Annotated in this window: 13 protein-coding genes and 1 pseudogene; all 14 read right to left on the reverse strand. The window is 58.4% G+C overall.

The window, feature by feature from the left end:
* Positions 1-10: 10 nt before the first annotated feature.
* Positions 11-925 (reverse strand): RodZ domain-containing protein, encoded by a 915-nt coding sequence (locus tag AXW79_RS02435; protein WP_005310424.1) that lies wholly within the window; start codon positions 923-925, stop codon positions 11-13.
* Positions 915-1,713 (reverse strand): annotated as a pseudogene (gene tapF, locus AXW79_RS02440) (PilW family type IVa pilus biogenesis/stability lipoprotein TapF). The gene AXW79_RS02435 and the pseudogene tapF overlap by 11 nt, the downstream one beginning before the upstream one ends.
* A 12-nt stretch (positions 1,714-1,725) precedes the next feature.
* Positions 1,726-2,829 (reverse strand): bifunctional tRNA (adenosine(37)-C2)-methyltransferase TrmG/ribosomal RNA large subunit methyltransferase RlmN, encoded by a 1,104-nt coding sequence (locus AXW79_RS02445; protein ID WP_005310420.1) that lies wholly within the window; start codon positions 2,827-2,829, stop codon positions 1,726-1,728.
* A 169-nt stretch (positions 2,830-2,998) separates the two neighbouring features.
* A complete protein-coding gene (gene ndk, locus AXW79_RS02450) occupies positions 2,999-3,427 on the reverse strand; it encodes a nucleoside-diphosphate kinase (protein WP_005310418.1) in 429 nt (142 codons plus the stop codon).
* A 283-nt stretch (positions 3,428-3,710) separates the two neighbouring features.
* Positions 3,711-4,994: an aminopeptidase PepB gene (gene pepB / locus AXW79_RS02455; protein ID WP_011898863.1), complete on the reverse strand. Its 1,284-nt coding sequence runs from the start codon at positions 4,992-4,994 to the stop codon at positions 3,711-3,713.
* Positions 4,995-5,031: 37 nt separating this feature from the next.
* Entirely contained in the window at positions 5,032-6,204 is a 1,173-nt protein-coding gene (gene pepB / locus AXW79_RS02460; RefSeq protein ID WP_005310416.1) for an aminopeptidase PepB, read from the reverse strand.
* Positions 6,205-6,363: 159 nt separating this feature from the next.
* Entirely contained in the window at positions 6,364-6,702 is a 339-nt protein-coding gene (gene fdx / locus AXW79_RS02465; protein WP_005310414.1) for an ISC system 2Fe-2S type ferredoxin, read from the reverse strand.
* Position 6,703: 1 nt separating this feature from the next.
* Entirely contained in the window at positions 6,704-8,551 is a 1,848-nt protein-coding gene (hscA, locus tag AXW79_RS02470) for a Fe-S protein assembly chaperone HscA (protein ID WP_005310412.1), read from the reverse strand.
* Positions 8,552-8,579: 28 nt separating this feature from the next.
* Entirely contained in the window at positions 8,580-9,098 is a 519-nt protein-coding gene (gene hscB / locus AXW79_RS02475; protein WP_005310411.1) for a co-chaperone HscB, read from the reverse strand.
* 115 nt (positions 9,099-9,213) lie between these two features.
* Complete coding sequence (gene iscA / locus AXW79_RS02480; protein ID WP_005310407.1) at positions 9,214-9,537, reverse strand: iron-sulfur cluster assembly protein IscA; 324 nt, start codon at positions 9,535-9,537, stop codon at positions 9,214-9,216.
* Positions 9,538-9,552: 15 nt separating this feature from the next.
* On the reverse strand, positions 9,553-9,936 hold the full coding sequence (iscU, locus tag AXW79_RS02485; protein ID WP_005310405.1) for a Fe-S cluster assembly scaffold IscU: 384 nt from the start codon (positions 9,934-9,936) through the stop codon (positions 9,553-9,555).
* 41 nt (positions 9,937-9,977) lie between these two features.
* The gene (locus AXW79_RS02490) at positions 9,978-11,192 is read right to left on the reverse strand and encodes an IscS subfamily cysteine desulfurase (protein ID WP_005310403.1); all 1,215 of its coding nucleotides are present in this window, start codon (positions 11,190-11,192) and stop codon (positions 9,978-9,980) included.
* A 57-nt stretch (positions 11,193-11,249) separates the two neighbouring features.
* Positions 11,250-11,753, reverse strand: a complete 504-nt coding sequence (gene iscR, locus AXW79_RS02495; protein ID WP_005310401.1) for a Fe-S cluster assembly transcriptional regulator IscR — start codon at positions 11,751-11,753, stop codon at positions 11,250-11,252.
* A 93-nt stretch (positions 11,754-11,846) separates the two neighbouring features.
* The gene (gene trmJ / locus AXW79_RS02500) at positions 11,847-12,569 is read right to left on the reverse strand and encodes a tRNA (cytosine(32)/uridine(32)-2'-O)-methyltransferase TrmJ (protein WP_005310400.1); all 723 of its coding nucleotides are present in this window, start codon (positions 12,567-12,569) and stop codon (positions 11,847-11,849) included.
* Between the last annotated feature and the right edge of the window lie 46 nt (positions 12,570-12,615).

Here is a 12,615-nt window from a genome sequence, read left to right on the forward strand (position 1 = left end):
GGCGGACAGATTACTCCTGCGGCAGTGAGAGGCGAGCAGTCCGGCCGTTGTTGTAACGGCTCATGTCGATGGACTTGCCCTGATACTCGATATTGACCGCCATGGGCGCGCCAATGATGAGCTTGAGCGGCTCGGATCCTTCCAATACCAGTTGATCATTTGCTTTTTTCAGACCGCTGAACAGCGTCTTGCCATTGGCATCCTTGACGTCCAGCCAGCAGTCTGCAGTGAAGTTCATCTTGAGTTGGGAGGCTGTGGCTGTATCACTCGCTGTCTCGCCTTCCCCAGCCGATGTTGCCACCTCAGCGGACACATCCGTTGCAGCTGCACTGCTTGGGGTCGCTGGCGCAGCGGTTGCAGCAGCACTGCTCATGGTCTGCTCAACGGCAGGATCCGCCATCTCCATCGCAGGGGCCAGGGTGGCGCCCGGCATATTGCCAGTCACACCCATGTCAGTCGTACTGCTCATTTCTGTTGCCGCCAGAGCCTCGTCACCGGCGGAACGGCGCGCCGTACTCTGCCACCACCAGGCGACGGAGAGCGCGATCAGCACCAGGATCACCAGCCAGGTCACTACCTTAAGCCGACTGTCGTTGGCTTGCTGGCGGGAACGGCGGGAGAAGCTCTGCATGTCGATGTTGTCAGGTGGCGTCAGCCCCAGCTTGTCGTAGGCAGCCAGAATGGTTTCATCCGGGATGCCGACCAGCTTGGCGTAGGTGCGCAGATAACCCCGAATGAAAGTATGGGAAGTCTGTTTGTCATACGTATCTGATTCGATCGCAGCAATCAGGGTCAGACGAAGGTGAATGCGGGACGCAACCTGTTCTCGTGTCCAGCCAAGCTGTTCACGGGCGTTGCGCAGCAGCTGGCCTGGGCCTGCTGCCTGAGAGTCGTCTTGAATATCGTGTGGCTGTTCAGTAGTCATTGGCTAAGTAACGCTTGGCTTGTTGCGAAGTGGGATATTGCCTTACCAGCTCAGTCCCGAATTGGTGAAGGAGTGCCGGTTTGTCCATGGCCTGAGCCAGCCGCAATCTCAACCAGAGACTGCTTTCATTCTCGTCTGACACATCGGCAAAACGGACGAGATAGGCCTGCACATCAGGCAGCTTGCCATCTTTCATGGAAAGCTCAGCCATGTCCAGCAATAACCTTGGATTGCGGGGATTATACCCCAAGGCCAAGCGATAGTACTCGCTTGCTTTATCATTTCTGCGATTTTGAGCGGCGCAAAGTGCCGCATTTTCATAGGTATCGGCAATCCGGATATAGTCGGGTTGACTCACGGCCTGCAGGAATGCCTTCTCCGCCTCGTCGAAGCGGCCTCGGTTGCACAGGAAGGCACCATAGTTGTTCATTGCGTCAGCATTGGACGGATCCATGGCAAGGGCTTTCTTGTAGCTCTCTTCGGCCGCCTTGTAGTCCTCTACCTGCTGGTAGAAGTAGGCGAAGCCGATCTGGACCTTGGGGTTGTCGGGGTCGTATTGAAGGGCGCGATCAAGGTTGAACTTGGCCTGTTCGGCATTGCCCTGCCGCAGATATTGAATACCTAAATCCAGACGGGTCTGAGCAGCCGCCTTGAGGTCGGGACCCACTTCACGCTGGGTAGAGTTCTGGCCAGCGTAAGTGGTCTCGGTAACACAGCCGGGCAGCGCGCTGAGCGCTGAGCGCTGCCACTACGATCAATGTACGTGTATCCATTCCCTGACTATACAATGGCTTAGCAAGTTAAACCATTTTGACGGAAATCCCATCCTGTTGCATCCGATTTTTCATGGTGCGCTTGGTGCGATCGATGACCTCCCCTACCAGCTGACCACAGGCGGCATCAATGTCGTCACCACGGGTCTTGCGGACGATGACGGTGAAGCCATATTCCATCAACACCTTGGAGAAACGGTCGATGCGGCTGTTGCTCGGCTTGCCATAGGGATTGCCCGGGAAGGGGTTGAACGGGATCAGGTTGATCTTGCTCGGGGTGTCTTTGAGCACCTTGGCCAGCTCGTGGGCATGCTGCATGTCATCATTGATGTGATCGAGCAGCACATACTCCACGGTCACGCGACCGCCGTTGGCATTGGACTTGGCCAGATAACGGCGCACACCGGCGAGGAAGTCCTCGATGTTGTACTTGTCGTTGATCGGCATGATCTCGGAGCGCAGCTTGTCGTTCGGCGCATGCAGGGAGATGGCTAGGGCCACATCAATTTGATCGCCGAGAATGTCCAGCGCAGGCACCACACCCGAGGTGGAGATGGTGACACGACGCTTGGAGATGCCATAACCGAAGTCATCCATCATCAGGCGCATGGCCGGTATCACATTGGCGAGGTTGAGCAGCGGCTCACCCATGCCCATCATTACAACGTTGGTGATGGGGCGCTTGCCACCGACGATTTTGGCGGCGCGCCACACCTGGCCGATGATCTCGGACACTTTCAGGTTGCGGTTAAAACCCTGTTGAGCGGTGGAGCAGAATTTGCACGCCAGCGCGCAACCTACCTGGGAGGAGACGCACAGGGTCGCCCTGTCCTCTTCCGGGATGTAGACGGTCTCCACTTCCTGACCGCCCACCTGCAGCGCCCACTTGATGGTACCGTCAGAGGAGCGCTGTTCACGGCTCACTTCCGGCGCACGGATCTCGGCGATCGCCTTCAGGCGCTCGCGCAGTACCTTGTTGACGTTGTTCATCTGATCGAAATCATCACAACCGAAGTGATAAATCCACTTCATGATCTGATCTGCCCGGAATGGCTTCTCGCCCAGTTCGACGAAGAAGGCACGCATGGCATCCCGATCAAGATCCAGCAGGTTGGTTTTTATTTCGCTCATCAAAGGCCTCAGTCCACAAACTACATAAATTATTGGCTGACGATGTCAGGGGGCGGCATTGTACAAATAATGGGTCTGGCTTTCTACCCGGAGAATAAGGGGATATTGACCAAAAGGCCAAAAAACAAAAGGGAGCCGAGGCTCCCTTGATCATCTTCAAACGCCAGAATCAGCCGCGCGGGCAGATCTCGTCGTCGGAGAAGAAGTAGGCAATTTCACGGGCGGCAGAGGCCGGCGCGTCGGAACCGTGCACGGCGTTGCGGTCGATGCTCTCGGCGTAGCAGGCACGCAGGGTGCCGGCCAGGGCTTCTTTCGGGTTGGTCGCCCCCATGATTTCACGATGACGGCGGATGGCGTCTTCCCCTTCCAGCACCTGTACCATGACAGGACCAGACGTCATGAAGCTGACCAATCCGTCATAGAAAGGCTTGCCCTGGTGTTCGGCATAGAAACCAGCGGCTTGCTCGCTGCTCATGTGCAGCATCTTGGCGGCGATGACTTTCAGACCCGCGCTCTCGAAGCGGTTATAGATGGCACCGATCAAGTTTTTGCTGACTGCATCCGGCTTGACGATAGAAAAGGTACGTTCGATGGCCATTGAGATCTTTCCTTAACTACAGAGTTTTATTGTTAGAATCCATGTTCGGCGGCGATTATACGTAAACAAAAACCGAAATAACACACAAAAAAGCAACTTTTTATTAAACAAACAAGTCCTTAAAACAACATCACCACTCATCTTGGCCCAGTGCGGCAGGAAAAAATGTGCGCTTGTGCACGATAGCCGTGTTAAGCCCCTGAAACCCTGCCTATTGCTCACTAATGCAGCACTGCTGAAAAGGGCACCCTCAGGTGCCCTTCCTTGACGATTGTCATCCTTCTCAGCGCGCTTCCGCCAGCAGGGTATGCGCTATGGTGCGCATCCCCAGGGTGTTGGCGCCCGGCGCCCACAGGCTGTCACCGTTCTCGCTGAAACAGGCGGCCAGATCGACGTGCAACCAACCCCGTCCTTCATTGCCAACGAAGCGGGAGAGGAAGCCTGCCGCGTTGGAGGCGCCGCCCGGGCCACCGCCCGGCACTGGGCGGCTGTTGGCCGTGTCGGCATAGTGAGACGGGCACTGCTGGCGGTGCCAGGGCTCCAGCGGCAGCGGCCAGGCGGGCTCCTGCTCGGCATCGGCGTAGGCCATGGCACGACTCACCAGTCCCTTGTCCAGTCCAAACAGGGCGTTGTAACGCCCCCCCAGCGCCATGACGGCGGCGCCCGTCAGGGTGGCTGCATCTATGATGAGCGGCGCCCCGCTGTCGCTTGCCAGTTGCAGGCCGTCGGCCAGCACCAGGCGCCCCTCGGCATCCGTGTTGACGATCTCGACCGTGGTGCCGTTCTTGTAGGTGAGGATGTCACCCAGCTTGTAGGCATGGCCGGAAACCAGATTCTCGGCGCAACAGAGGATGAGCTTCACCCGCTTGTCGAGGCCGCGCAGTATGGCCAGCGCCAGAGCACCGGTCACTATGGCCGCCCCCCCCATGTCATGCTTCATGGTGAGCATGCCCTGGGAGGTTTTCATGGAGTAGCCACCGGAGTCGAAGGTGATGCCCTTGCCCACAAGGGCCGCCGCCACCGGGGCATTACGATCTCCGGTCGGGTTGTAGTCCAGCTCCAGCAGCACGGGCTCGCGATCGCTGCCACGGCCAACCTGATAGAGACCGACCCAGCCAGCCTGTTGCAACGCCTCTCCTTTCAGGATGCGATGACTGATCCTGTCCGGCGCCAGCTCGGTGATAAAGGCTGCCGCCTCCACCGCCAGCTCCAGCGGCCCCAGTTGCTCCGGGGTGGCATTGGTCATCTCGCGCACCCAACGTCCGCACAACCAGCGCGCCTCCAGCTCCTCCCTGTCCTCTTCGGACGAGGTGGCCCATTGCAGCTCGACTTCGGCCTTGGGGGTCTGCAGCCCCTGGGCAAAGGCCCACTGCTGCTCGCGCTCCCAATGACCGGCCAGGGCCACTTTCTGGATCCCCTGGCTGCACAGGCGACGCGCCGCCTGCTGGATATCGATCAGCGGCGTAGCGGTCACCAGATGGATCACCATGCCATCGGCACGGTGAGAGAGCAGCGCCCCCTCCCCCCACTCGGCGGTAGCAAACTCACGGCTTAACCAGATGTTCATTCAAGTACCTCCTGCAACCGGCAATGAAAGCTGACCTTCATACATTCACCTCCTGCAGCCAGCGTGCGATAGTGCGCAGACCGTGGCCTTTGGCCCCGGTTGCCCAGAGATCATTGCCTGATTTTTGATAAGAAGCCGCCAGATCCAGGTGTACCCAACCCTTGCCCTCGTCACGCACGAAACGGGACAGGAAGGCGGCTGCCAGTGTTCGTTGCTGCTCGACTTCATCGAGAGCAAACACGGCGTTGTAGTCACGACCCAGCGCCGTCTTGGCGGCGCCGGTCAGGGTGGCAGCATCGAGAATATAGGCGGCACCACAGTCGGATGCAGCCATCAGACCGTCGGCTAGCACCAGACGCCCTTCGGCATCGGTATTCTGGATCTCGACCGAGATACCGTTCTTGTAGGTGAGAATGTCGCCGAGCTTGAAGGCATGGCCGGAGACCAGGTTTTCGGCGCAGCAGAGGATAAGTTTGACCCTTTGCTTGAGACCGCGACTGATGGCCAGCGCCAGGGCACCGGTGACCATGGCTGCACCGCCCATGTCGGACTTCATCGGCAGCATGTTGTCAGAGGACTTCATGGAATAGCCACCGGAATCGAAGGTGATGCCCTTGCCCACCAGGGCGGCCACCACGGGGGCATTGCGATCCCCGGCCGGGTTGTAGTCGAGCTCCAGCAGCACGGGCTCTCGCTCGCTGCCACGACCTACCGACCAGATGCCGATATGGCCGGCCTCACGCAACGCCTCACCAGCTGTGATACGGGCAGTGACCTGATCCCCACCCAGACCACGGATCAGCAGCAAGGCTGATTCCGCCAGGCTCATGGGATAAATGGCTTCCGGACAACCGTTGGTCACCTCGCGTACCCAGCGGGTCGCCTTGATCAGCGCATCCAGCTCGCGGGCATCCGACTCGCTCTGTGGGCCAAAGTCCAGCTCACGCGTCCCCTTGGCGGCGTAGAAGCCCTGGGCGAAGGCGTAACGGCGTTCCAGATCCCAATCATCACCGACCAGCTTCACCCGCTTGATGCCGCTGGACTCGAGACGGCGGGCCGCACGCTGTATGGTGCGCAAGGCGTCATCTTCCTGGGCGATAGCGCCCAGATGAATGCGGGTCTCGTCACCGTTGAAACTGAGCTGGGCACCTTCGCCCCAATGGGCGGCGGCGGCCTGGAGGGACAAGCGTATGTTCATCATGTCAGCCATGTTCTCTTGCTTCCTTTTTATTGGCACTTTTCATTAATCAATAGGGAAATAACGAGCACAAAAAAGGCCGTTCCCCTCAAGGGTCACGGCCTTCACCATATCATTACTGCACCATGGGATGCTGCACGCTCAATTCACTCATGTGTAATTAAAGTGCCATCAATGGCGTTCTGAAGCGAGGTTGATGGTGTACTTGGGCAGCTCCACCACCAGATCCTCGTCTGCCAGTCTTGCCTGGCAACTGAGACGGGATTCCGGCTCCAATCCCCATGCCTTGTCCAGCATGTCATCTTCCAGCTCATCGCTCGGTTCGAGGGAGTCAAACCCTTCTCGCACCACGCAATGACAGGTGGTGCAGGCGCAGGACTTCTCGCAAGCATGCTCGATCTCGATGCCATTGCGCAGCGCCACATCCAGGATGGTCTCGCCACTCTTGCCTTCGAGCGCGGCACCGTCCGGACAGAGCTCGGGATGGGGCAGAATAATCAGTTTTGGCATATTACACCTTGTTGACGTTTTGTCCGGTCAGCACCTTGCGGATGGAGGCGTCCATCCGGCGGGCTGCAAATTCACCACTGACAGCGTCCGCCGCCTCGATGGCATCTTTGATTTGATTGGTTGTCCCTGCGGCGCGCACGGACAGCACATGGGTGATCGCACTGTCGATAGCAGCGCGCTCGGCGGTGCTCAGCAGCGCATCGCCATCGGCGGCCAGGGCAGCATTGAGGCTTTCGACCACTCGGTCGGCCTCCACCTGCTGCTCTGCCAGCATGCGGGCATCCATGTCTTGCTGGGCGTTGGCGATGGAGGCGCTCAGCATGGTGAGTATGTCCTCCTCCCCCAGCCCGTAGGAAGGCTTGACCTGGATCTCGGCCTGCACGCCGGAGGATTTCTCCATGGCACTGACCGATAGCAGACCATCCGCATCCACCTGGAAGGTGACGCGAATGTGGGCGGCACCCGCCGCCATGGGGGGGATCCCGGTGAGGGTGAAACGGGCCAGAGAGCGGCAATCGGCCACCAGCTCACGCTCCCCTTGCACCACGTGGATTGCCATCGCGGTCTGGCCATCCTTGAAGGTGGTGAACTCCTGGGCGCGGGCCACCGGAATCGTGGTATTGCGCGGTATCACCTTCTCGGCGAGGCCACCCATGGTCTCAAGGCCAAGGGAGAGCGGGATCACGTCCAGCAGCAGCATCTCGGCATCAGGCTTGTTGCCCACCAGGATATCGGCCTGGATGGCGGCGCCAATGGCGACTACCTTGTCCGGGTCGATACTGGTCAGCGGCGTGCGCTGGAAGAATTCCCCCACTCGCTCGCGTACCAGCGGCACCCGGGTAGAGCCACCGACCATCACCACCTCCAGCACTTCCACCTGCTCCAGCCCCGCATCACGCAGGGCGCGGCGACAGGCCAGCAAGGTACGCTTGACCAGCGGAGTGATGAGTTCCTCAAACAGGTGACGGCTCACCTCCCCCTGCCAACCGGCAAAGGCACAGGGCACCAGATCGGCATCGGTCAGGCCGTGTTTGACGGCGGCGGCCACATCCAGCAATTCGCGCTGGGTGCTGGCATCAAGCTGACCTTCAAGGCCGGCTTGTGCCTTGATCCAGTCCGCCAGCAGGTGATCGAAATCATCGCCCCCCAGCGCCGAGTCACCACCGGTAGCCATCACTTCAAACACACCGCGGTGCAGACGAAGGATGGAGATATCAAAGGTCCCGCCGCCGAGATCATACACTGCTATCACCCCTTCCTGACCGGAGTCGAGGCCGTAGGCAATCGCGGCGGCAGTGGGTTCGTTGAGCAGGCGCAGTACGTGCAGACCGGCCAGACGGGCCGCGTCCTTGGTACCCTGACGCTGGGCATCATCAAAATAGGCGGGCACGGTAATGACAACGCCATCCAGCTCGCCACCCAGTGCGGCGGCACCACGCTCTGCCAGTTTCTTCAGAATTTCGGCTGAAACCTGTACCGGGTTGACCAGCCCCTGACGGGTCTGCAACTGGGGCATGCCGTTGTCAGCGGCCACGAACTCATAAGGCTGCTGGCGGGTATCGATGTCGGCCAGGGCCTTGCCCATCATCCGCTTGGCGGAGACGATGGTGTTGTGCGGATCGAGTGAGGCTTCACGCTTGGCGTCAAAGCCGACACGGATAGCATCAACCTGATAGTGCACCACTGAGGGCAGCAGATCCCGACCCTGCTCATCACAGAGGGTATCGGCGTGGCCGCTGCGCACTGCCGCGACCAGAGAATTGGTGGTGCCAAGATCGATGCCAACGGCACGTTTATGCTGATGAGGTGCGGCGCTCTGGCCGGGCTCGGCGATTTGCAGTAATGCCATGGGTAATCAAAATTCCAGCGTTAAAGGATCAAGACTCGAACAGTGAGTCTTCGAATCGTTCCAGCTCTTCGAGGAGCTTGTCGACAAACTTGAGTTTGCGGACGCAATCAGCCGCGATCAGATCATCGCCAGCGGCAAGCGTCAGTGTCAGCTGTTGCATCAACAGCTGGTGATCATGCCCTATTTCCTGGCGAAAATCCTTGATGGCACCCTCAGGGTCGGCTTCCCCTTTCAAGTCGGCAAGACGCTCGCGCCACTCAAGTTGTTGCATCAGGAAGCTGGTGTCTTGCAGGGTTTGCTGCTCGCCACGAATATCGGTGCCTCGCAGGGAGAGCAGATACTCGGCTCGGCGCAGGGGCGTCTTGAGGGTGGTGTAGGCATCGTTGATCTGGGCGGCTCGTTGCACCGCAACCAGTTGTTCCCGCTCGGGCGCCGTGGCAAAACGATCGGGGTGGAACTGGGTTTGCAACTGACGGTAGGTGTCCGCCAGCTTACGGGTATCGAGCTCGAAGCCTTCAACCAGCCCAAACAGCTCGAAATGATTCATGCAAACCTCTTAGACACAGACGTTTTCACCGCCACCAAACTCGCTAAGCCGGGTGTTGTTGAACTGGTCGTTTTCGACCAGTTCAACCGGCTGGACATCATGTATATCAAACCTGTCAGACACTGAAACTTTCGCCGCAACCACACTCGCCCTTGGCGTTGGGGTTATTGAACTGGAAGCCCTCATTGAGGCCTTCCTTGACGAAGTCCAGTTCGGTGCCATCCAGATGGATCAGGCTCTTGGCATCGACGATGATTCTGACACCGTTCTGCTCAAACACCTGATCTTCATCCGCCAGCTCATCGACAAACTCGAGCACATAGGCAAGACCCGAACAGCCGGTGGTCTTGACGCCGAGGCGAAGGCCTATGCCCTTGCCCCGGTTGGTCAGAAAAGAGGAAACCCGTGCCGCTGCGGCATCTGTCATGGTAATGGCCATACTGCTCTCCTGACCTTAGAGACCTTTCTTCTGCTTGTAATCGGCGATGGCGGCCTTGATGGCATCCTCAGCCAGAATGGAGCAGTGGATCTTCACCGGTGGCAGAGCCAGCTCTTCGGCGATGTCAGTGTTCTTGATGCCTGCGGCTTCGTCCAGGGTCTTGCCCTTGACCCACTCGGTCACGAGGGAGCTGGAGGCAATGGCGGAGCCACAGCCATAGGTCTTGAACTTGGCGTCTTCGATGATGCCGTCGTCGCTGATCTTCAATTGCAGCTTCATCACGTCGCCACACGCCGGAGCACCGACCATACCGGTCGCTATGTTGGGATCGTTCTTGTCGAAGCCACCTACGTTGCGGGGATTCTCGTAGTGGTCGATTACTTTTTCACTGTAAGCCATATCTAACTCCTGCTAATTCCGTTGATCACTGATCCGATGGATCAGTGATGAGCCCATTCGACCGTGTTCAGATCGACGCCGTCTTTGTACATCTCCCACAGGGGAGACATCTCGCGCAGACGACCGATGGAGTCACGGATAAGCTTGATTGCGTAATCAATCTCTTCTTCTGTGGTAAAGCGACCCAGGCTGAAACGGATGGAGCTGTGCGCCAGCTCGTCGTTCAGGCCCAGCGCGCGAAGCACATAGGAGGGCTCCAGGCTGGCCGAGGTACAGGCAGAACCGGAAGAGACCGCCAGATCTTTCAGCGCCATGATCAGGGATTCCCCTTCCACATAAGCGAAGCTGACGTTGAGGTTGCCCGGTACACGCTGTTCCAGGTCACCGTTGATGTAGACGGCTTCAATATCCTTGATGCCATCCCACAGACGCTGACGCAGGGCCATGATGTGCTGGCCTTCGCTCGCCATCTCTTCTTTGGCGATACGGAAAGCTTCACCCATGCCAACGATCTGGTGAGTCGGCAGTGTGCCTGAACGCATGCCACGTTCGTGGCCACCACCGTGCATCTGGGCTTCCAGACGAACGCGGGGCTTGCGACGCACAAACAGGGCACCGATCCCTTTCGGGCCGTATACCTTGTGCGCAGAAACAGAGAGCAGATCAACTTTCAGCGCTTCCACATCCACCGGGATCTTGCCCACGCTCTGGACTGCGTCGACGTGCAGCAGGATCTTGCGGGAGCGGCACAGCTCGCCGATGGCGGCAATGTTTTGCACCACGCCAATTTCGTTGTTGACGTGCATGATGCTCACCAAAATGGTGTCATCGCGCAGGGCGCCTTCGATCTGCTCCAGGGTGAACAGGCCGTTCGGCATCGGCTCGAGGTAAGTCACCTCATAGCCTTCACGCTCCAGCTGGCGGCAAGTATCGAGTACTGCCTTGTGCTCTGTCTTGGAGGTGATGATGTGCTTGCCCTTGCCAGCATAAAAATGGGCAACGCCCTTGATGGCCAGGTTGTTGGATTCGGTCGCGCCGGAGGTAAAGACGATCTCGCGCGGGTCTGCACCGAGCAGCTCTGCCACTTGATTACGGGCCAGGTCTACCGCTTCTTCGGCTTGCCAGCCAAAGCGGTGGGAACGGGAAGCTGGATTGCCAAACAGGCCATCCATGGTGAGACACTGCATCATTTTTTCTGCGACACGCGGGTCCACCGGACAGGTTGCCGAATAATCAAGGTAAATAGGCAGTTTCATGTTTTTCTCCGTTACAGCCAGGGTCACACATCGACCGGCTGTGGAAAGCACGTTTGTTTATAGTTGGACTTTCAAGCTCACATCGCCGTGTTCTACCCGATCAACCAGGGACAACACGGTTTTCATTTGTTCATCTTGCTTGCCGGCAATCCGGCGCACGTCCGCCTGACCCACCAGCTCAGCCAGGGTGATATCCCCCAGGAAACTGGAAATACGCTCGCTGAGATCACGCCACAGGGAGTGAGTGAGACACTGGGTGCCGCCGTGGCAGCCACCTTTGCCGAGACACTTGGTGGCATCAACCGACTCGTCGACTGCAGTGATCACCTGACCGACAGAGATAGCATCAGGGGTCAGACCGAGGCGATAACCACCGCCCGGACCACGCACACTGCTCACCAGACCATGCTTGCGCAGGCGGGCAAACAGTTGCTCGAGATAGGACAAGGAGATGCCCTGGCGCTCTGAAATATCAGCCAGGGGCACGGGCCCCTGCTCTGCATGCAACGCCACGTCGAGCATGGCAGTCACAGCGTAACGTCCTTTTGAGGTCAGTCTCATATGCCTTACCGTCTTGCGAACCAATCAATATGGGCACATGGTCACATACCCGACTAAAACAGTCAAGTATATGGTTGAGTAATACAGTCGGGTTTAATCCTGCGGCTTTGGCTTCTGGATCGAGGTCAGAATGCCGCGCAAAATATTGAGTTCTATCGCTTCCGGACGGGCCCGATTGAACAGGCGGCGCAGCTTGCTCATCACCTGACCCGGGTGGTCGTCGGCAATGAAGCCTGTTTTGAGCAGAGTCTGCTCCAGATGCTGATAAAAGCCTTCCAGCTGATGGGCGCTGGGATAATCCGCCTCGCTCTCCACCTCGGGAGCCTGATCCTGCAGCCAGCACATCCGCACTTCATAGCAGATAGTCTGTACCGCCATGGCCAGATTGAGGGAGCTGTATTCCGGATTGGCCGGAATGGCCACATGGTAGTGGCATTTCTGCAGCTCATCGTTGGTCAGGCCGGTACGTTCACGGCCAAACACCAGGGCAACCGGATGCTTCATCCCCTCCCCCACGGCTTTTTCCCCTGCTTCACGGGGATCCAGCATGGGCCAGCTCAGGGTACGGGAACGGGCACTGGTGCCGATGACCAGACCGCAGTCAGCAATGGCCTCATCCAGGGTCGATACGACACGGGCATTGGCGAGCACATCACTGGCACCTGCAGCCAGCGCATGAGCGCTGTCATCTGGCAAGGTTTGCGGATCAACCAACACCAACCGGGTCAGCCCCATGGTCTTCATGGCTCGCGCCGCGGATCCCATGTTGCCTGTGTGAGAGATGTTTACCAAAACGATACGAATCTGATCCAACATGCCCAGTCAATCTTCAGTCAAAAATGGCGCGCAATTGTAACATAGC

It is taken from the genome of Aeromonas salmonicida subsp. salmonicida (assembly GCF_001643305.1).
Classification (GTDB): Bacteria; Pseudomonadota; Gammaproteobacteria; order Enterobacterales; family Aeromonadaceae; genus Aeromonas; species Aeromonas salmonicida.

Bases quoted from the DNA above. Each gene is read 5' to 3' on its own strand.
- AXW79_RS02435 (WP_005310424.1), bottom strand. From the start codon at position 925: ATGACTACTGAACAGCCACACGATATTCAAGACGACTCTCAGGCAGCA.
- AXW79_RS02445 (WP_005310420.1), bottom strand. From the start codon at position 2,829: ATGAGCGAAATAAAAACCAACCTGCTGGATCTTGATCGGGATGCCATG.
- ndk (WP_005310418.1), bottom strand. From the start codon at position 3,427: ATGGCCATCGAACGTACCTTTTCTATCGTCAAGCCGGATGCAGTCAGC.
- pepB (WP_011898863.1), bottom strand. From the start codon at position 4,994: ATGAACATCTGGTTAAGCCGTGAGTTTGCTACCGCCGAGTGGGGGGAG.
- pepB (WP_005310416.1), bottom strand. From the start codon at position 6,204: ATGGCTGACATGATGAACATACGCTTGTCCCTCCAGGCCGCCGCCGCC.
- fdx (WP_005310414.1), bottom strand. From the start codon at position 6,702: ATGCCAAAACTGATTATTCTGCCCCATCCCGAGCTCTGTCCGGACGGT.
- hscA (WP_005310412.1), bottom strand. From the start codon at position 8,551: ATGGCATTACTGCAAATCGCCGAGCCCGGCCAGAGCGCCGCACCTCAT.
- hscB (WP_005310411.1), bottom strand. From the start codon at position 9,098: ATGAATCATTTCGAGCTGTTTGGGCTGGTTGAAGGCTTCGAGCTCGAT.
- iscA (WP_005310407.1), bottom strand. From the start codon at position 9,537: ATGGCCATTACCATGACAGATGCCGCAGCGGCACGGGTTTCCTCTTTT.
- iscU (WP_005310405.1), bottom strand. From the start codon at position 9,936: ATGGCTTACAGTGAAAAAGTAATCGACCACTACGAGAATCCCCGCAAC.
- AXW79_RS02490 (WP_005310403.1), bottom strand. From the start codon at position 11,192: ATGAAACTGCCTATTTACCTTGATTATTCGGCAACCTGTCCGGTGGAC.
- iscR (WP_005310401.1), bottom strand. From the start codon at position 11,753: ATGAGACTGACCTCAAAAGGACGTTACGCTGTGACTGCCATGCTCGAC.
- trmJ (WP_005310400.1), bottom strand. From the start codon at position 12,569: ATGTTGGATCAGATTCGTATCGTTTTGGTAAACATCTCTCACACAGGC.